Annotated in this window: 15 protein-coding genes; 6 read left to right on the top strand and 9 right to left on the bottom strand. The window is 63.7% G+C overall.

The features are described from left to right. Positions 1-123 precede the first annotated feature (123 nt). A complete protein-coding gene (locus AC1D75_RS12410) occupies positions 124-1,161 on the top strand; it encodes a zinc-binding dehydrogenase (RefSeq protein ID WP_495515501.1) in 1,038 nt (345 codons plus the stop codon). Between the two features lie 67 nt (positions 1,162-1,228). On the opposite strand, the gene AC1D75_RS12405 is transcribed toward AC1D75_RS12410, so the two are convergent. Then, positions 1,229-2,464 carry a cytochrome P450 gene (locus AC1D75_RS12405; protein WP_495515500.1) on the bottom strand — a complete coding sequence of 412 codons (1,236 nt, stop codon included), beginning with the start codon at positions 2,462-2,464 and terminating at the stop codon, positions 1,229-1,231. Between the two features lie 18 nt (positions 2,465-2,482). After that, positions 2,483-3,550 (bottom strand): NAD(P)H-dependent amine dehydrogenase family protein, encoded by a 1,068-nt coding sequence (locus tag AC1D75_RS12400; protein WP_495515499.1) that lies wholly within the window; start codon positions 3,548-3,550, stop codon positions 2,483-2,485. A gap of 153 nt (positions 3,551-3,703) precedes the next feature. Between AC1D75_RS12400 and AC1D75_RS12395 the strand changes: the two genes are divergently transcribed. The 4 genes from AC1D75_RS12395 to AC1D75_RS12380 all read left to right on the top strand — a co-directional run bounded on the left by AC1D75_RS12395 (position 3,704) and on the right by AC1D75_RS12380 (position 8,232). Further along, a complete protein-coding gene (locus AC1D75_RS12395; protein ID WP_495515498.1) occupies positions 3,704-5,005 on the top strand; it encodes an amidohydrolase family protein in 1,302 nt (433 codons plus the stop codon). 63 nt (positions 5,006-5,068) lie between these two features. Then, a complete protein-coding gene (locus AC1D75_RS12390; protein WP_495515497.1) occupies positions 5,069-6,571 on the top strand; it encodes an acyl-CoA carboxylase subunit beta in 1,503 nt (500 codons plus the stop codon). Between the two features lie 30 nt (positions 6,572-6,601). Then, the gene (locus AC1D75_RS12385; RefSeq protein ID WP_495515496.1) at positions 6,602-7,618 is read left to right on the top strand and encodes an aromatic ring-hydroxylating oxygenase subunit alpha; all 1,017 of its coding nucleotides are present in this window, start codon (positions 6,602-6,604) and stop codon (positions 7,616-7,618) included. Then, the gene (locus AC1D75_RS12380) at positions 7,615-8,232 is read left to right on the top strand and encodes a cysteine hydrolase family protein (RefSeq protein WP_495515495.1); all 618 of its coding nucleotides are present in this window, start codon (positions 7,615-7,617) and stop codon (positions 8,230-8,232) included. Before AC1D75_RS12385 ends, AC1D75_RS12380 begins: the two co-directional genes overlap by 4 nt. Before the next feature lie 50 nt (positions 8,233-8,282). Here the strand turns inward: AC1D75_RS12380 and AC1D75_RS12375 are convergent, their stop codons facing one another. The 4 genes from AC1D75_RS12375 to AC1D75_RS12360 are packed head-to-tail and all read right to left on the bottom strand — an operon-like array spanning position 8,283 to position 13,068. Then, positions 8,283-9,731 (bottom strand): coniferyl aldehyde dehydrogenase, encoded by a 1,449-nt coding sequence (locus AC1D75_RS12375; protein ID WP_495515494.1) that lies wholly within the window; start codon positions 9,729-9,731, stop codon positions 8,283-8,285. 10 nt (positions 9,732-9,741) lie between these two features. Next, positions 9,742-10,551 (bottom strand): NAD(P)-dependent oxidoreductase, encoded by an 810-nt coding sequence (locus AC1D75_RS12370; RefSeq protein ID WP_495515493.1) that lies wholly within the window; start codon positions 10,549-10,551, stop codon positions 9,742-9,744. A 53-nt stretch (positions 10,552-10,604) separates the two neighbouring features. Further along, positions 10,605-11,453 carry a mycofactocin-coupled SDR family oxidoreductase gene (locus AC1D75_RS12365; protein WP_495515492.1) on the bottom strand — a complete coding sequence of 283 codons (849 nt, stop codon included), beginning with the start codon at positions 11,451-11,453 and terminating at the stop codon, positions 10,605-10,607. Between the two features lie 58 nt (positions 11,454-11,511). Then, positions 11,512-13,068 (bottom strand): aldehyde dehydrogenase family protein, encoded by a 1,557-nt coding sequence (locus AC1D75_RS12360; protein WP_495515491.1) that lies wholly within the window; start codon positions 13,066-13,068, stop codon positions 11,512-11,514. Between the two features lie 138 nt (positions 13,069-13,206). On the opposite strand from AC1D75_RS12360, the gene AC1D75_RS12355 reads away from it, so the two are divergent. Further along, a complete protein-coding gene (locus AC1D75_RS12355) occupies positions 13,207-14,427 on the top strand; it encodes a CaiB/BaiF CoA transferase family protein (protein WP_495515490.1) in 1,221 nt (406 codons plus the stop codon). A gap of 93 nt (positions 14,428-14,520) precedes the next feature. On the opposite strand, the gene AC1D75_RS12350 is transcribed toward AC1D75_RS12355, so the two are convergent. Genes AC1D75_RS12350 through AC1D75_RS12340 form a run of 3 tightly spaced genes read right to left on the bottom strand, consistent with a single transcriptional unit; the run spans position 14,521 to position 19,274 of the window. After that, entirely contained in the window at positions 14,521-15,780 is a 1,260-nt protein-coding gene (locus AC1D75_RS12350) for an ABC transporter substrate-binding protein (protein ID WP_495515489.1), read from the bottom strand. Positions 15,781-15,816: 36 nt separating this feature from the next. Next, on the bottom strand, positions 15,817-16,536 hold the full coding sequence (locus tag AC1D75_RS12345; RefSeq protein ID WP_495515488.1) for an ABC transporter ATP-binding protein: 720 nt from the start codon (positions 16,534-16,536) through the stop codon (positions 15,817-15,819). After that, positions 16,533-19,274: an ABC transporter permease subunit gene (locus tag AC1D75_RS12340; protein WP_495515487.1), complete on the bottom strand. Its 2,742-nt coding sequence runs from the start codon at positions 19,272-19,274 to the stop codon at positions 16,533-16,535. The genes AC1D75_RS12345 and AC1D75_RS12340 overlap by 4 nt, the downstream gene beginning before the upstream one ends. Positions 19,275-19,476: the final 202 nt, after the last annotated feature.

Below are 19,476 nucleotides of genomic sequence, written 5' to 3'. Positions count from 1 at the left end.
ACCTGCATCGGCGGGCTCTCCCAGATGCCCGACGATGCGACAACTCTGGTCATTGTCGGCGATGTTCATCCACGTCGCCCCGACCGACCCGTAGACCGACCCAACGAACAGTGGAGATCATCGATGCGAGCAACATTCATGTACGGCGCCGGCGACGTGCGTGTGGAACACGTACCCGACCCGACGATTCAGCTGCCGAGCGACGCGATCGTCCGAGTTGTCCGTGCCTGCGTCTGTGGATCCGATCTGCACCCCTACAACAGCATGGCGGGTTCGCAGGCGCCGACCCCGATGGGACACGAGTTCCTCGGCGTCGTCGAAGACATCGGCGCGGATGTGACCACTGTGAAGAAGGGCGACTTCGTCATCGGCACCTTCGCGTTCCAGGACAACACCTGTGTCTTCTGCCAGGAAGGTTTTCAGACTTCCTGCGTCAACGGTGGTTGGTATGGGCAACCGGGTATCGGTGGCGCGCAGGCTGAAGCAGTCCGCGTGCAACAGGCCAACGGCAGCCTGCTGGCGGTTCCCGTGGACGAGACCTCCGAGTTGCTGCCTTCTCTGCTGACCTTGTCGGACGTTTACCTCACCGGCTATCACGCCGCCCACATGGGCAACGTCACCCCCGGCAAAATCGTCACCGTCATCGGCGATGGCGCAGTGGGACTTTCGGCAGTGCTCGCGGCCAAACAACTGGGTGCCGAACAGATCATCCTGATGGGCCGCCACACCGCTCGCACCGATCTGGGTCGAGAGTTCGGCGCCACCGATGTGGTCGCCGAGCGTGGTGAAGAAGGAATCGCGAAGGTGATGGACCTGACCGGCGGACTCGGCTCGCACGTGGTCCTCGAAGCCGTCGGTCACATGCCCGCCTACGAACAGTCCTACGGAATCGTACGACCCGGCGGCGCCATCTCTCGTGTCGGTGTGCCCCAATACGAGGCCGCCCCTGTGGGTTTCGGGTCATTGTTCGGTAAGAACGTCACCCTCAACGGTGGACCGGCACCCGTGCGTGCGTATATCGAACACGCCATCCCGCAGGTACTCGACGGCCGCATCAACCCCGGGAAGGTATTCGACCTCACCGTCGGACTGGACAACACGGCCGACGGCTACCGGGCGATGAACGCCCGCGAATCCCTCAAGACACTCGTGCAACCGTAGCCACCTGTTCGGCGCCGCGTCGGCGTGGGGTGGCAGCGGGGTTGCTCAGCAGCTTGATCCTGCCGCTTCACACCACCGATGCTCTGATCGGCAGATGTTTGAGTCCACCGACGAAGGTGGTGGCGATGAGTTCGGGTTCGCCGGTCAGCTCAACCGACCGCAAACGTGGCAGCAGTTCGGAATAGAAGCTGCTGACCTCCATCCGGGCCAGCGCGGCACCGAGACAGAAATGCACGCCGTAGCCGAAGGCGACGTGGTTGTTGGGGCTGCGCCCGACGTCGAACCGGAACGGGTCGTCGAAGACGTCTTCGTCCCGGTTGCCCGACACGTAGGACAACAGCAGCGACTCCCCCTGCGCGATCGGCACTCCGCGCACCTCGGTGTCCTGCGCTGCGGTTCGCATGAACGCCTTGACCGGCGTGGTCCACCGGATCATCTCTTCGGCCGCCGACGCCATCAAACCCGGATCGGCGACCAAACGTGCTCGCTCATCCGGGTTTTCGATCAGCGCCTGCATTCCACCGGCGATGGTTGCGCTGGTGGTGTCGTGGCCTGCGGTGGCGATGATGAGGTAGTAGGACACCGTCTCGATGTCGGACAGGGGTGCACCGTCGATGGTCGCGTTCGCAATCGTCGACGCCAGATCATCGGTGGGATGTTCGCGCCGAGCAGCGGTCACGGCGTTGAAGTACTCGAACATCTCCAGCAGTGCCATGGTGCGATCTTCCTGGGTGTCACCGCGGTGATACTCCGGTTCGTCACCACCGAGCAGCTCCTGCGTGAGCTTGAGCATCAGCGGGAAGTCGGCCTCGGGTACGCCGAGCAGCGACATGATCACGTACAGCGGATAATTCACCGCGATCTCTTGGACGAAGTCACAGTCGCCGTCCATTGCACGCATCTTGTCGACATAGATCGTGGCCAGTTCGGCGACCCGGGCTTTCATCGCCCGCATCGCCTTGGGACGGAACCAGTCCCCCGCGATCGCCCGCACCACCTTGTGTTCGGGATCGTCCATGTGGATCAGCGTCTTCACCTGGCTCGCGATGTCCATCTCCTCCTGCACGGATTTGATCAGAACCGGACGCGGGAAGTTGGTGAAGAGGGCGTTGTTGCGCGAAATCGCCATGATGTCTTCATGTTTGGTGATCGCCCAGAAGGGGCGGTAGTTCGGCTCCTCCACCAGCGAGACCGGCGCCGTGGCCCGCAGGTGCGTCAGCGCGTCGTGCAGGCGGGCGTCGTCGGTGTATGCCGATGGATCAGCGAGCACCCGCGCTGCATCATCGGTACTCGGAACTGTCATACGAAATCCCCTTACAGATCACTTCTTTGAGCTGGACAATACGTACCGCCCGACGATCATGGGCAGATCCAGGAATGTGCGAATACCCGGTGCCGCCGCACAGAGGGGTTCGATCGCGTGCACGGCATGCATCGCGGTGCCCAGGCAGGCCGCATCGTTCTCGTCCTCACCGGCGGTGGCGATCTGCGCTTCGAGAACCAGAGAGGGCGTGCCCGCCACGGTGACCTTCCAGCCTCGTCCGGTGGGCCAGTCCGGGACCTGATCGTCACGTAACCGCGTGATGTGTTCGACGGTCAACGCCGGCCTGCCATCGATGATGGCGGTACAACTGAAACGCTGGGCAGAGACGGTTCCGGTCGCAACCGGGCCTGCCTTCACCTCGAACGGCTCGTCGGTGACCGCCACCTGCCGGTCGAAGGTGAAGTCGTCGATGGTGGCGCCGAGTCCGTCGGCGAGCAACATCAGTGGAGCTCGGAATGACGATCCGGCGAGCACCGGGTCGGCCATCGGCACCTGTTCTTCTGGCAGCTTTCCAAAACCCATGATGTCGAACAGCATCGAAGGGCTGTCGTACTCGCCGTAATCGAGTAGTTCCTGGACGAGGATCGAGTCCACCTGCCTACACAGCCCGGACATGGTCAACGGCAACACTTCTGCCGCCCAGCCCGGCTCGATACCGGTGGCGTGTATCGATGTTCCGCCCTGTGCGCACGCCGCCTCCAACCGGTCCACCACATCCGCACCGAGACTCCGGGGATAGATCAGGGCCGTCACCGCGGTCGAGACGACGTTCTTGCCGGAGGCGAGCAGACGGCAGATGTTGTCGACGGCGCCCATCGGATCCATCTCCCCCTGCGCCATATAGAGAACACAGTCGGCGTCGAGCGCGAGAATGTCTTCGCCGCTGCTGGTGGCGAGCACACCGGTCTCGGCGATCCCGCAGATCTCACCGATGTCGCGGCCGGCCTTGCTGTCGCTGTATACATATGCCCCGACCAGCTCCAGGTCGGGATGTCCCACCACTGCGGCAGCGGCATGCCTGCCGACAGAACCCGTGGCCCACTGAACGATTCGAAGTCTGGCCATACACGTACATGCTCCTCACCGGGTCCGGGCTGCACCATGTAACTGTAAGTCGTACAGTATCCCATTTTCGCGGGCCTGCGGAGACTTCCCAAGCACCTCGATGCACGCTAAATTGAAAGCCATACTGTATGGCCCTCGAAACGGAGAACAGTCGTGGACAAAAATGACATGATCCTGATCAGCGTCGATGATCACATCATCGAGCCGCCCGATATGTTCAGAAATCACCTGCCGAAGAAGTACCTCGACGACGCGCCCCGGTTGGTACACCAGGACAGCGGCGCCGACGTGTGGAAGTTCCGCGACATCGTCATCCCGAACGTTGCACTCAACGCCGTGGCCGGGCGCCCCAAAGAGGAGTACGGCCTCGAACCCGACGGCCTCGACGAGATCCGCCCCGGCTGCTTCAACGTCGACGAGCGCGTCAAGGACATGAACGCCGGTGGTGTGCTGGCCCAGATGAACTTCCCCTCGTTCCCGGGATTTGCCGCCCGCCTGTTCGCCACCGACGACCCGGACTTCTCACTCGCGCTCGTGCAGGCCTACAACGACTGGCACATCGACGAATGGTGCGGAGCGCACCCCGGTCGATTCATCCCGATGGCATTGCCGGTCATCTGGGACGCCGAGCAATGCGCCAAGGAGGTCCGCAGAGTCTCCGAAAAAGGCGTCCACTCACTGACATTCAGCGAAAATCCGGCAGCGCTGGGCTATCCGAGCTTCCATGACCCGTACTGGGAACCGCTCTGGAAGGCCCTGGTCGACACCGAAACAGTGCTGTCGGTCCACATCGGTTCCTCGGGCCGGCTCTCGATCCCGGCCGTCGATTCACCCCCCGATGTGATGATCACCTTGCAGCCGATGAACATCGTGCAGGCCGCGGCCGACCTGTTGTGGTCCAAGCCGATCAAGGACTACCCCGCTCTGAAAGTTGCGCTCTCCGAGGGCGGAACCGGCTGGATCCCCTACTTTCTCGAACGGGTCGATCGCACCTTCGAAATGCACTCGACGTGGACCTTGCAGGACTTCGGGGGCAAACTCCCGAGCGAGGTCTTCCGCGAGCATTTCCTCACCTGTTTCATAAGCGACCCACTCGGGGTGAAACTCCGTCACGAGATCGGCATCGACAACATCAGCTGGGAGATGGACTACCCCCACAGTGATTCGGTGTGGCCCAATGCACCCGAGGAGCTGTCCGAGGTGTTCGACGCCGAAAACGTCCCCGACGACGAGATCGACAAGATCACCCATCTCAACGCCATGCGCTGGTATTCGTTCGACCCGTTCGGACATGTACCTCGCGAGAAAGCGACCGTGGGCGCACTGCGCGCGGCGGCGTCCGGTCACGACATCAGCATTCAGGCCCGTAGCCACCACACCATCGACGCAGCCCAGAAGCTCGCGAACTTCCAGACCCAGATCAAGGCGGCCACCAGGCACTCCGCCACCAAGTAGGCGCCCCACCCGCCGCCACCACTTTCGACCCGCCACCAGCACTTTCGAAGAGGAACGAGGCACATGACAAACGCACAGGGCTGGAAGGAAACGCTTGAGGATCTAGAGCGCCGCCGTCAGCACGCGCACGCGATGGGCGGACCGGACAAGGTTGCCAAGCATCACGCGAAGGGCAAACTCGATGCCCGGCAACGGATTGCACGATTCCTCGATCCGGGCAGCTTCCAAGAGTTCGGCACTCTCGTCGGTGGCGAGATCGCCTCCGACGGCATCGTTGTCGGCTCGGGCCTGGTCAATGGAAACCCGGTGATGATCGGTGCCGAAGACTTCACCACCATGGCGGGCACCATAGCTCCGGGCAGCAACTCCAAGCGATACCGCATCGCCGAACTTGCTGTGCGCAACAAGATCCCACTGGTCATGATGCTCGAAGGAGCCGGATTCCGCGCCACCGCCCACGCGTACGGGCGCACGCCCACCGACCTGCTGGCGCAGGCACAGTGTTCTGGCCAGGTCCCGCTGGTGACCGCGGTACTCGGTTCGTCGGCCGGGCACGGCGCCCTTGTCGCCCCCATCTCCGATTTCACCATCATGTCCGAGCAGGGCGCGATCTTCACCGCCGGACCTCCCGTGGTCAAAGAGTCGACCGGAGAAACCATCTCGAAGGAAGACCTCGGCGGACCTGCGACCGCGATTGCCAGTGGTGTCATCCACAACCTCGCAGACGACGATGAAGCCGCCCTCGACGACCTACGGCGGTATCTGAGCTACTTCCCGTCGAGCGCCTGGTCATATCCGCCGTCGCTGTCGGCAGGCGACGACGATGACAACGAACAACGCCCCACCGCAGAGCTTCTCGACATCATCGCTCGTGACAGTCGCCGCGTCTACGACATGCACGACGTCCTCGATGTCGTCTTCGACCGTCCCGACTACTTCGAGGTTCAGCCCACGTTCGGTCCGGCGATCATCTGTGCGCTCGCGCATCTGGGCGGTCATCCGGTTGCGGTCGTGGCCAACCAGCCGCAGGCGATGGCCGGTTCCATCAACTCCGCTGCCGCCGACAAGGCCGCCCATTTCATCAACGTGGCCGATTCGTTCCATCTCCCGCTGATCTTCCTTGCCGACAACCCCGGGATGCTCCCCGGCAGCGAGTCCGAGCGGAGCGGTGTCCTTCGAAGTGGTGCGCGGATGTTCGCGGCTCAAACCGGTGCCGGCACCATCAAGTTGCATGTCACCCTTCGTAAAGCCTACGGATTCGGCTCGATGGTCATGTCCCTGATCGGGTTCGACAGCCAGGCAGCCACTTTCGCATTCCCCGGGGCAACCATGGGCGCGATGAGTGCTGCCGCGTTGAGCCGGGCGTCCAACGCGAAGGAGGACATGAGCACGGTGCTTCGTGAAATGGAGCTCGAGGCGTCCTACCGATCGGCCGGACACCTGGGTTTCGACGAGCTCATCGATCCCACCGAGACGCGCAACGCACTGCTCACCTCACTAGAACGTGCACTGCGCGGCCGACAGGCATCTGCCCAGCCCGTCACCCGTACAACTATCACGCCCTGACCGCCGAACAGATCGCACGAGAGGTCCCCTATGAAGGTTCCGTTCACCTGGAAGGTCACCGGCTGGTTCGTGATCGGTTGGTCGCAGGAGTATCCGGTCGGACAGACCAGGCCGCTGAAGTACTTCGGCGAAGACCTCGTGGCCTATCGGGGCGAGTCCGGCGACATGCACGTGAGTTCGGCGCGGTGTCGGCATCTCGGTGCGCACCTCGGGCACGGCGGAAAGGTGGTGGGCGACTGCGTTGAATGCCCGTTCCACGGCTGGCAGTGGGGCCCGGACGGTGTCAACAAGTTCCGGCCCGACGAGCCCGATCGGCCCAACAAGATGTTGACACTGCGCACCTTCCCGGTTCAGGAGCAGTACGGCCTGGTCTTCGTGTGGCATCACCCCCTCGGTGAGCCACCGAGGTGGGAGCTGCCGGATCTGTTCGGGAAGTTTCCGCAGTTCCCCACTGATCGCGACGCGTACTACCGCCCGTATCCGGAATTTTCCCGCAAGTCCGAGCACGAACCGGTCCACCCGCAGATCGTTGCCGAAAACGGCCCTGACAGCGCCCACTTCAGGTACGTCCACAATGCCACCGTCACCCCGGTCGGATTGAACTGGGAAGTGGTCGACAACGAATGGAGATTTCTCACCGGCTGGCCCGATGCGCGCAGCGGCGACCCGGACAAGATGGCGCTGTTCATCCACAGTCATTTCTCTGGATTGGGCTTTGCCATCAGCGCTTTCGAGGGCGCAACCAACTATCGTCTGATCTTCGCCTGCACACCGGTCGAGGACGGCTACTCCGACCTGTTCTATTCGATCTGGTGGCCGCGAAACCCCGGCGATGAATCCGATATCCCACCCGATGACGTCCGGGAAAAGGTCGAAAAACAGTTCCTCGTCACGGTATTCGAGGACCTGAGCATCTGGCGCCACCAGGAGTATGTCGAACATCCACCGCTGTCCCGGGTTGATGCCCCGCCGTTCCGGGCGATGCGGAAGTGGGCAACACAGTTCTACGACGTCCCACCCTCCGAAGCAGTCGGTACCTCGTCGTGAAGGTCGATCTCGCCGAGCTGATCGCGCCCGGCCGCACCGCGGTCATCACCCAGGAATTGCAGGGAGCTGTGGTCGGGCCCGACGCAGGCCTGCGGCTGCTTGCCGATGAGGCCCGTCGGGTGGCACTTCCCAACATCGTCCGGCTCCTGCCTGCAGCGCGTTCGGCAGGTGTTCAGGTGGTGCACGCCCTGGTGCAGCGACGCCCGGATGGATTGGGCTCCAACCACAATGCCAAGCTGTTCGCCCTCGGACGCACCGAGGTCGGTATCACCCCGGGAACGCCGGGTGCCGAATTGCTCCCCGAGTTCGGACCGGACCAGTCAGACCTCGTCTTGCGCCGGTGGCACGGACTCGGGCCGATGGGCGGCACCGATCTGGACCCCATCCTGCGCAACCTCGGCGTGAGCACCATCGTGGCAGTGGGGGTCTCGCTGAATGTGGCGATCCCGAACCTGGTGATGGACGCGGTCAACGCCGGCTACCGCGTCGTCGTTCCGAGGGATGCGGTGGCCGGTATCCCCACCGAGTACGGCAACGCCGTCATCGACAACACCCTGTCACTGCTGTCGACCATCACTACCACCGACAAACTGATCGAGGCATGGAAGCAATAGCCCGGCCCCGCCTCACGGTCTGCGTCCCCGCCTCGACACCGCGTGGTCGGTCAGGACTTCAGCCTGCGGCGGGTCCGCCACCGAACCATGGCGATGGCGAGGTCGCCGCCCCTGCGCATCGGACCGCGAAATGGCGGTGTCGCGATCCCGGTAGTCACCGAGAAGCGCAGATCGGTCCCGACAACCGTGCGGTGGTGACTCAGCGCGTCGAAGCCTGCTTTGCCGTGATATGCGCCCATACCGCTGTTGCCCACACCACCGAAGGGCGCAGCCGATGGCATCATGTGGATGGCGAAGTCGTTGCGGGCAACTCCCCCACTGCGCGTATGCCGCACGAACGTCCGAAAGTTGTTGTCGTCGGGGCCGAACCAGTAGGCCACCAGCGGTGACGGTCGCCGATTGACCTGGTCGATGGCGTCCGGCAGACCCCGATAGGTCCGGACAACCAACACCGGGCCGAAGATCTCGTCGTGCGCGATCCGCATGTCCTCGGTGACGTTGCGGACGATCGTCGGGGCGATCTTGCGGGTCTCCTTGTCCGGCAGAACCTCTCCGGCCGGCGCAACAGATTCCACCTGAGCACCCCGCGATCGCGCATCAGCGAGCAGACCGAGTACCCGCTCGAAGTTCGCCTGGTTCACCGACGATGAATAGTCGTCGTTGTCGATGATCGTCGGAAACATCGCCGAGAACGATGCCCGGACCGCGTCGACAAACGCCACGGCAGACTCTTCGGGTACCAGCACATAGTCCGGGCAGACACAGACCTGACCGCCATTGACCATGCGGCCCTTGGCGATCCGCTGCGCCGACCGCACGATGTCGGCATCCGGGGCGACCACCACCGGGTTCTTTCCACCGAGCTCCAGGGTCACCGGGACCAGGTGCTCGGCGGCGGCGCGCGCAACAAGTTTGCCGACCGCCGGTGAACCGGTGAAGAAGAGGTGGTCAAAAGGCAGGGAGACGAATTCGGCGGCAATGTCGGGTCCACCGGTGACGACCACCAGCTCCGTGTCGTCGAAGTAGCGCGGCGCCAGCTGTGCGGTCAGCTCCGCGGTGTGTGAGGTGATCTCGGACATCTTGATCATCACCCGGTTGCCGGCCGCGAACGCGGTGGCCGCGGGAAGAATCACCAGATTCAGCGGAAAGTTCCACGGTCCGATGATGCCCACCACACCCACAGGAGTGGGCTCCACCTGCGCTTTGATCCCAGCCAACCGACCCGCGCGCATCACCGGGGTGGTCCGCATCCATTGTGGGATGTGAGACCGCGTGTGTTCGATGACGGAGATCATCCCGAAGATCTCCGTCATCAGTGTTGCGGTTCTCGACCGGGTGCCGAAATCACGAACCATGGATTCCACGAACTCGTCGGAGTGCTCGAGGACCAGTGCCATCAGACGATCAATGCGGTTGCGCCGCAATGCGGCATCCGGTGGACGATCCTGCAGGAACGATGCTCGTTGCTTGTCCAGCAGGTCCGCAATCTCGGTGCTCATTGCTGAACCATCAGGTGATGTTCATCGGACCGGTCTCGACCACCGACCGCAGCAAACCGAGATCAACGCTCGATTCCTCGGCCGAGGCGATGCAGGCCGCCACATCTTTGGCGATGTATGGGCCGGCCAGGTCTGTGAAGCCCTGGAGTCCACCGATGAGCTGTAGCGACTGCGCTGCCTTGCTTGCACCGCTACACACAGCCAAGGCCTCGAGCAATTGCGTTTCCTCGACGCCCAGCTTCTCTCCGAGTTGGATCGCCGAGGCGACCAGTTGAGCGTTGGCAGCGAACAGCACATTATTGATCAGCTTGAGCGCCAACGCACTTCCGACGTCACCGGTGTCGATGATCGGGTCGGCGTATGCAGCCAGGACCGGCCGAACCCGTTCACGCACCGACTCCGGGCCTGCCAACAAGACGGTCAACCTGCCGGCGTGGATGTCGTCGGCAGATCCGCTCACCGGTGCGTCGATCAGCTCCGGGCCGTCGGGGTACTCGGTCTTCAGTGTGGTCAGGGTGCTCAGGAGTCCGGTGGTGTGAGAGACCACAACGGAGCCCGATCTGGCGTTGGCCATGTACCCGCCCTCTCCCCTGCCGAGTTCCAGAAGCTGAGGGTCAGAGAAGACGCACAGGATCAGGATGTCGCTACCGGCGGCGACCTCGGCGACCGAATCCGCAAGCCGTGCGCCCTGATCCGCCAGTCGGGTCCGCACCTCCTCCTTGCGCGCGTAGAGCAACACATCGTGGCCTGCGGCGAGCAGACGGGTGACCATGGGCTCACCCATCTGCCCCGCCCCGATGAATCCGATCACTTCTGGCATTGCCTCATCCCTCCTCATCCCTACTCGTCACCCTTACTCGTCACCCTTGCCCGTCACCCTTTCCAGGGCTTGGCTTTGATGTAACCGCCTGCATCGATCCGCAACTGCGTGCCGGTGATGTACTTCGACGCGTCGCTGGCGAGGAAGACCACCGCGTCCGAGACGTCCTGCGGTTCGATATACGGCACCGGCATCGCCTGCATCGCAGGGAAGCCCAGCTCCGCGTCTTCGCGGGTCGGGGCCGTCAGGTCGGGGCGGAACACCTTGTACATGCCCTCGTTGTGCAGCATGTCGGTGTTGACGTTGGTGGGGTGGACCGCATTGACGCGAATCATTCTGTTGGCCAGCTGAATCGACAGGTCGTTGACGTACCGGGCCACGATCTGCTTGGCCAGGCTGTACGCCGAACCACCCGGCCCCTGATTGGTCGCACTTCCGAGCTGCGCGGCCAGCGAACCGGTTGCGATGATGGAGGACCCGTCGGCAATATGCGGCAGGCTGGCCTGAATCACATTGAAAACACCCGACAGATCCGTATCGATCGTGTCTGACCACGACTGCATGGTCTGCCCGTCACCCATCGCGCAGATGCCGGCATTCGCGACCACGATGTCGAGCCGTCCCAGTTCTTCGACACCATCGGCCACCGCCTTCCACACCGCGGCACGTTCACGGACATCGACCACCGCGGTGACCACCCGGACGTTCTCCTTCTCGATCAGCCGAGCCGTCTCCTCCAGGTCTTCGGGTCGGGCAAGCGGATAGGTGTTGCCCTCGAGGTCGGCGCAGATGTCCAGTGCGATGATGCTGGCACCCTCGGCCGCCAGATTCACCGCGTGCGAACGCCCTTGGCCACGTGCGGCACCCGACACCACCGCCACCTTGTTGTCCAGTTTTCCCATGTGCTGATCCCTTTGCTCGTGGTGGATTCGGTCTGTGCGTCGCCGAACGCAATACGCCTCAGCGCGCTTTCGGTGCCCGGTGCGCGACGGTCTTCGTCTCGAGATACTGCGCAAATCCTTCGATGCCGCATTGCCGTCCGACACCGCTGTTCTTGAATCCACCGAACGGAGCGTCGGCGCCGTAGAACATCCCGCCGTTGACACCGATCGATCCGGTCCGGATGCGGCGGGCGACCTTCAACCCGCGCTCGGTCGAACCCGACATGACCGCACCGGCGAGCCCGAAGGCGCTGTCGTTGGCAATCCGGACCGCATCGTTGTCGTCGTCGAACGGGATCAGCACGGCCACCGGACCGAAGATCTCGTCCCGGGCGATGGCAGCGGAGTTATCCACTCCGACAACCACGGTCGGCTGCACGAAGTTGCCGCCTGCCAGGTGCTCGGGCAGGTTGTCCGGAGTTCCACCACCCGTCACGAACTCGGCGCCGTCGGCGTGCGCCCGGTCCAGGTGCGCAAGGATTCTCGACTTCTGCGCGTCGCTGATCACCGGACCGACAAAGGTGTCCGCACGGGCCGGATCACCAACGGGGAGCATGTTGAAACCCTCGGCCACGCCGGCCACGGCCTCATCGAACAGCGACCGGTGAATGAGTATCCGCGATGTTGCCGCACAGGCCTGACCCGCGTGAGCGGTGGAAGCCAATGCGCCGTAGATGATCCGGCTCGGGTCGGCATCATCGAGCACGATCAGCGCCGACTTGCCACCGAGTTCGAGGAACGTGCGTTTCATGGTGTTCGCACCCTGGCGCATGAGCAGCTTGCCCACGTCGGTCGACCCGGTGAACGAGACCATGTCGACACGCGGATCGGTCGCCAGCAGCTCCGCGACCTCGTTGAAGGGCGTGGTCACGACGTTCACCACGCCCGCCGGGATGTCGGTGCGTTCGGCGATCAGGCGGCCCAGCCGCGTGGCATTCCAGGGGGTGTTCGGATCCGGTTTGAGGACAACGGTATTGCCGGCCGCCAGTGCCGGACCCAGCTTGTTGAGGATCACTTCGATCGGGTAGTTCGACGGACAGATCGCCGCCACCACACCCACCGCTTCTTTCACCACGGTGCGTACATTGCGCTCGCCGAACAGTCCCCCGCCGTCCAGGACACGTTCCCACTCGAACCCCTCGATCAGGTCTGCCGGATAACGCAGTGACTGCGCCAGCGGCCAATCCAGTTGCGCATCTTGTGTTGTCGCCGCCGGACAGCCGACCTCGGCGATCAATTCCTCACGCAGGTCCTCCTGCTCGGCCTCGATGGCCGCCTGCAGTTGCTCCATGCAGTGTCGCCGCATCGCGCGATCGGTCGACCAGTCCGTCTCGTCGAATGCCCGCCGGGCGGCGCCGATGGCCCGCACCATATCCGCCGTACCCGCGGCGGCGGCAACTCCGAGTACCCGTCCCGTCGCCGGGCTCAGATTGTCGTATTCGGCGCCATCGGCCGCACTGACCAACGCGCCGTCGATGAGCATCCGCGTCTCTGCTCGGCGACCGACGCGTTGCCCGAGTTCCACACTGGTTACGGCACCTTCGATACCAGGCCCTTCGATGCTGACGTTGCTCAAGTCGTCTCCTGGTCATCGAGAACTGCAGTGGTACCGACGCGGACCCGCGTGAGCCCAAACGCTGACGGGCTGACTAACTGTAGTTCTTACAGTAGGCTCGAACATTATGTGCGTCAAACAGTTGGAAAGGGAGTGCGGATGTCCTCATTGCTGAGCGGTGTCACCGTGGTCGAGCTGGCTTCATGGACATACGTTCCGAGCGCGGGCGTCATCCTGCGCGACTGGGGCGCCGATGTGATCAAGATCGAGGACACCCGCGGCGGCGACCCCTGTCGACAGCTCACCGTCGGCGGACTGCAGCCGCAGGACTCGCGGGTGAAGGTCAACTTCATGATGGAGATCGGCAATCGCGGCAAACGCAGCATCGGCATGGACATCAAAACCCCCGATGGCAAAGCAATCTTCGCGAAACTGATCGCCGGTGCCGATGTCTTCCTGACCAACTGGCTACCCGGACCACTCGAACGAGCCGGCCTCACCGTCGAGCTGCTTCGCGAACTCAATCCACGGCTGATCATCGCCCGAGGCAGTGGGCAGGGATCACTGGGCCCCGACCGCGACAAAGGCGGATTCGATGCCTCCGGCTACACGGCCAGGGCCGGGGTGGCCTACGCACTGACACCGGACGGCAGCGAATTCCCGTTCGCCCAGGGCCCGGCATTCGGTGACCTGCAGGGCGGTAGCACGCTGGCCGGCGGTATCGCCGCCGCACTGTTCCATCGCGAGCGCACCGGCGAACCCGATATCGTCGACGGTTCCCTACTGGCACAGGGCATGTGGGCCGTCGCACCGGATATCATCGCCGCCGACCACTACGGGATCGATCGCATCCCCGCGTACCCACCGGGCGAAGCCCCCAACCCGGTGGTCAATCGCTACAAGACCCGCGACGACCGGTGGCTGCAGCTGGTGTTCCTACAGGCCGACCGCTACTGGGCCGGTTTCTGCGAGCGGATCGGACGTCCGGAACTGGCGACCGACGAACGGTTCACACCGATCGCCAACCTCGTCGCCAACAAAGACGTCGCCACCGCCGAGCTGCGAAAGATCTTCGCCGACCGCGACCTGGCGGAATGGAGCAAGATCCTGGCCGACGAGCCCGGGGTCTGGGCCAGTCTCGCCACACCGCGCGAAGTTCTCGACGACCCCCAGGTGGCCGCCAACGGCTATCTCCTGACGGCAACCGATGACGACGGCGTCGCCTTCCAGACCGTCAGTGCACCAATTCAATTCAACAACACCGCTCCCGATGGTGCCCGCGCCCCCGAATACGGTGAACACACCGAGACCATACTGCTCGAACTCGGCATGGACTGGGACCAGATCATCGCCGCAAAAGAGTCCGGCGCGATCATCTGACCGCCCACTCACCCGATAGGACCGAAAAGAACTCTGGCGCCGAGGATTTCCCCCGGCGCCAGAGTCCTTTCTTCTTCAGGTCGATCTGACTGTTCAGGTGGCCTTGCGCGTGAAGAGGGCAGAGACATCGATGGGCTTGATGTCGACAACCGTGCCGTCTTCCTCCGCCATGCCGATGAGTCCGTCCTTCGTGCAGACGTTCGGTGTCACCGGAATCGGCTTGGTACCGCACTGGAACGTGAGCCCGGCCGCCATCGGCACCAATTGCGGCTCCGGCATCGCCGCAAGTCTGGCCGCGATCGTTTCCCGGTTGATCTCACCTTCCATGCCGTTCAATGCTCGCTGCAACGACACCAGGCCAACCCAGGGCGACCCTGCGGTTTCCGCGCCTTGACCGTTGTACTTGGCCAGGGTTGCCGCGAAGATCTGATAGTCCTTCTGCGTCGGCGACAGGTCCCTCGACACCCCAACCGGCATGTCCGCGTAGCCGCCGGGGATCTGGGAAGCAACATCTTCGCCGCCGATGCACTGCGTGATCAGCATCGTCTCCTGATCGGTGTTCAGTGTTCGCATCGCCTTGAGCACCGCCGTACAGAACGGGACGTCACCGAGAATGTGGAACATGTCCGGATCATTCGACAACGCCGCCTGTACCTGCGGGGTCGCGTCAGCGGTTCCCGGCGGGATCGTCACCAGATCCATTTCTACGCCGGCGTTCCCGAAGGCCATCGGGCCGAGGAACTGGATCGGCTGCACCGCGTTCGGCGCGTCGATCGCAAGGATTGCGACCTTCTTGTACCCCTTCTCCTTGGCATATGCCGCCGGGGTTCCGAGAATCGGCGCGAGCGGATTGCCGAGGACAAAGGTGTTCGGGAGCGACAACACCTGTTGTCCACCACCGGACACCGACAGATAGGGCATCCCTGACGGAGAGGTGATGCTCGCGACGGTGTCGGCATTCGCGAACTCACCGGTCACGGTGATGACCGCATCGGATTGGACGAACTTGTTGGCGCATTCCCGGGCGGCGGCGACCTGGATCTGATCTTCACACACCTCCGTGAGCTCGATCGGCCTGCCGTTGATGCCTCCGAGGTACTCGTTGATGTAGCCGACGGCCGCGTTGGCCGCCTTCAACTCCTCGACGTGGGTCGCCGCACCGGCCCCGGTCCATGCAAACGCGATCGGAATCGGTGCACCCGTGGCCTGATTGACCTCGCCAAGAACGGACTGGTCGACGGTCGTCGAATCCGATGAGCTGCTGTCGTCGCTCGAACACCCGGTGGCGACAAGCGCCACGACAGCCACGGCGCAGGGCACAGCGGCCCACCGCTTTCTCGACAAACTGAACATGTACTGATCTCCTGACGTTTGAAACGCTTGGTGGGGCTAGGTGTTCGGCGTTATGGCAATGCCACCTCCCAGGTACGCGGCTTCGAGTCGTTGCGGCGCGCTGCGAAGTTCTGTCGCGGTACCACGGAGTGTGACGTTGCCGTGCACCATCACGATCGCGTGATCGGCAACCTCGAGGGCCAGGCGCACATGCTGTTCCACGAGGACAACGCAGGCACCGGTGGTTTCGGCGATCTGACGGACAACCGGAAGCAGACCCTCTACGACCACGGGGGCCAGGCCCATGCTCATCTCGTCGATGAGCAAAACCTTCGGTGCCTGCACCAGTGCCCGGGCGATGGCGAGCATCTGCTGTTCGCCACCTGACAGTGAACCCGCCGCCACCTTCCACCGGGGCTGCAGGGCCGGGAACAAATCCACGATCTCCGAGATCTCGGGGCCACCACGACGGTGTGCGATCGACAGATGTTCTTCGACGGTCAGGGAGCTGAACAACGCCCGATTGTCCGGTACCAGAACCAGACCCGCACGATTCGCCGCCACCGGCCGGCCACCGGCGAGCTCATGACCGTCCACACTCGTCGTGCCGCGCAGCGGTGGAAGCAGCCCTGCCATCGTCCGCAAGAGTGTTGATTTCCCGGCGCCGTTGGGACCGAGGATCGCAAGCACCGACCCGGCGGGAACCTCCAGGTCGAGACGGTCAACCACTTTGACCTTGCCGTGGCCCGCCTCCAAACCGATTACCTGCAAGCTCATTTCACGGCCTCTCCGGCAAAGGTGCTTCCGAGGTAGGCCTCGGTGACGGCGCGATCGACACGAATCTGCGCGGGCGTGCCGGAGGCAAGTGTGTGACCGAAGTTCAACACCTCGATGCGGTCACACACGCGCAGCACCAGACTCATGTCGTGCTCGACCAGGACAATGGTCACCCCGCTGGCCCGGATAGCCATCAACCGCTCACCGAGCCAGTGACTTTCGGTCGTATCGAGGCCGGCTGCCGGCTCGTCGACGAGGAGCACTTTCGGCCTGCCCGCCAGCGCTCTGGCGATCGACACGAGTTGGCGCTGGCCCTGCGAGAGTTCACCGGCACGCACGTCACCGACCTCGGTCAGTCCCAGTAGTTCGAACACCGCGGTGACGTCCTCGTCGCCTCCGGGTCCATGGTCGGTGCCGCGGGCCGAGAGGCCGACCAGTACGTTCTCCCGGACGCTGAGATCCTCGTACAGGTCGATCGCCTGGAATGTGCGGGCCAATCCGGCCCGGATCCGTTGGTGGGTGCGTTTTCCCGCGAGGTCCTCGCCATCGAGTGTGATGGTGCCGGTCGAACGCGCCAGCCCACTGATCGCATCGATCAACGTCGACTTGCCCGCACCGTTCGGTCCGATCAGGCCGACGATGGCGCCTTGCGGCACGTCGAACCCCACGTTGTCGATCGCCACCACTCCGCCGTACCGAACGGTGACCTCACGCAGACTCAGAATCGGTTCACCGAGCTCCACCGGGCTGTGGTCGGCGGCCGGGACATCGACCGCCACAACAGATCCGACGCGGCCACTGCCGGCGGATCGACCCATCCGCGCGATGGCCCGGTGCGCGGGTCCGGTCAGACCTTCGGGGTTGAGAAGGACGATCAGCACCAGCCCGATGCCGACGGCAACCTGATACCAGTCCCCGGTGCTGTCCCCGATCATCTGGTCTGCGGCATAGAAGACCAGACCACCGGCTCCCAGGATGCCGCTGAGGATGCCACCGGAGATCGAGGTCACCCCCGCGAGATAGACGGTGGCAAAGAGGGTCAGACCGGCGATGGCCATGAACGGCTGATACGAGATGTTCGTCTGCTGGTATGCGTACAGGCAGCCACCGATTCCGGCGATGAATGCACCGATTGCGAACGCGAGCAACTTGGTTCGGGTCACATCGACGCCGGAGGCCGCGGCAGACCGTTCGTTGGCTCGGACGGCCAGCATCCGCGTGCCGAGCCGGCTCCGTCGCAGCAACGCGATCCCGACGGCCACCGCCACCAATACCACCAGGCACAGCAGACCGAACCCGATCCGCGGATAGTCGTTGCCGATTCCGATCCCGAGATCGATTCCGAACAGCTTCGGCGCCGGGACCTCGATACCGCTCGAGCCGACGATGTCGGTGTTACGGAACCACAATGCCTCGATTGCGTAGGCCAGCGCGAGGGTGACCACCGCCAGCGTCAACCCGCGGACGCGCAACGCCGGGAGCCCGATCAGGACCCCCAGGACCGTGGCCGCCGCTGCCGCCAGCAGCGGCGCGATCGGAAATGGGACGCCCCAGTTCTCGGTGATCGGACCGACCAGGAACGCTGCGGTGCCGGCCAGTGCGAGCTGCGCCAGCGACACCTGCCCCGCGTAGCCGGTGACGACAACCTGCGAGAGTCCGATGACCGCGAGTATCAGGCTGGTGATCAACGCCGACCGCACGTCACCGCCGAGTGCGATCACACCGACCGCAGCGACCGCCGTCGCCACGATCGTCGTCGACCACAATCGCCTGGGGTATGGCGCACTGCCCAATTCGGCAACGATCACGCCGCCACGGGAAGGTAGTGGCCTGGCCCAGGCGACCAGAACGATGAGGATCAGGATCAGCGGGACCAATTCGACCAGACCGGTCGACGGGAGCCATTCGTAGACCCGCGGCAGGTACGTCGCCTCGGACTGCAACATCCCGATCGCAAAACCGGCAGCGGTGGCCGCGAGCACCGACGTGAAGCGGCCCATGATCGCCGCGGCCAGCGCCGGAACGATGAAGAGCGTGTACGCCGTCGGGGTGAGCGGAACGATCGGCGAGATCAGGATGCCGCCGAGGCCCGCCACACCCGAACCGATCATCCAGTTGTAGGCAGCGGTCCGATCGGGTGAGACCCCGCTGACAAAAGCTCCCTCTTCACTCTCCGCGCTCGCGCGGGTGAACAAGCCGAAGCGGGTGAACCGATAGGCCGCGGCCAGGGCGACCGCGATGGCGATGATCGTGAGCGCGAAGTAGATCCGGTCCTGCGGGATCCGAACATCGGCCACCGTCCAGATGTCGACGGGGAAGATCGCATCGACTCCCACGGGGAGCGTTCCGACCTGTTTGGCCGCCACCGCGACCATGACAAGCATCAAGGCGATGGACGCCACCGCCCGCGCGATCGGTGGTGCCTTGCGCAGCGGCCGGAAGACCACGACGTACATGACCAATCCCAACAGCGCGCAGAAGGTCACCGAAATGACCGTGGAAATCAAGAATCCCGGATCACCGCCGATATCCACGGATTTCGGCGCCCCCGGGACCAGCAGCACGAACTCCCCTTCGCGCAGGAAGGCGTACACGTACGCGCCGTACAGCGACATCGCACCGGTGGCAAAGTTGACAACCCCCGAGCTCCGATAGATGAGCACCAGAGCCACTGCGAGAGCTGCGAATACACCACCACTACTGGTACCTAGGACGAGGAACTGAAGATGCTCGGTCATGGGCGGCTTTCTTGAGATCGAAGGCACCGACACCCGGCCCCGTGATCGGCGCCGACAACGTCGGGCATGCCCCTACGGTAAATGAAACGGTAGGAACAATAGTTGAATTGGGATTACTGGGACATCCGAGCCGAAAGACATATCGTCCGATCACGGGACACAAGAAAGGCGCCGACCTGCACGTGGGCAGATCGGCGCCATC

The sequence above is a fragment of the Williamsia sp. Y712 genome (assembly GCF_059445525.1).
The sequence above is the reverse complement of the archived record's forward strand: the minus strand, read 5'-3'. Positions and strand labels throughout refer to the sequence as shown.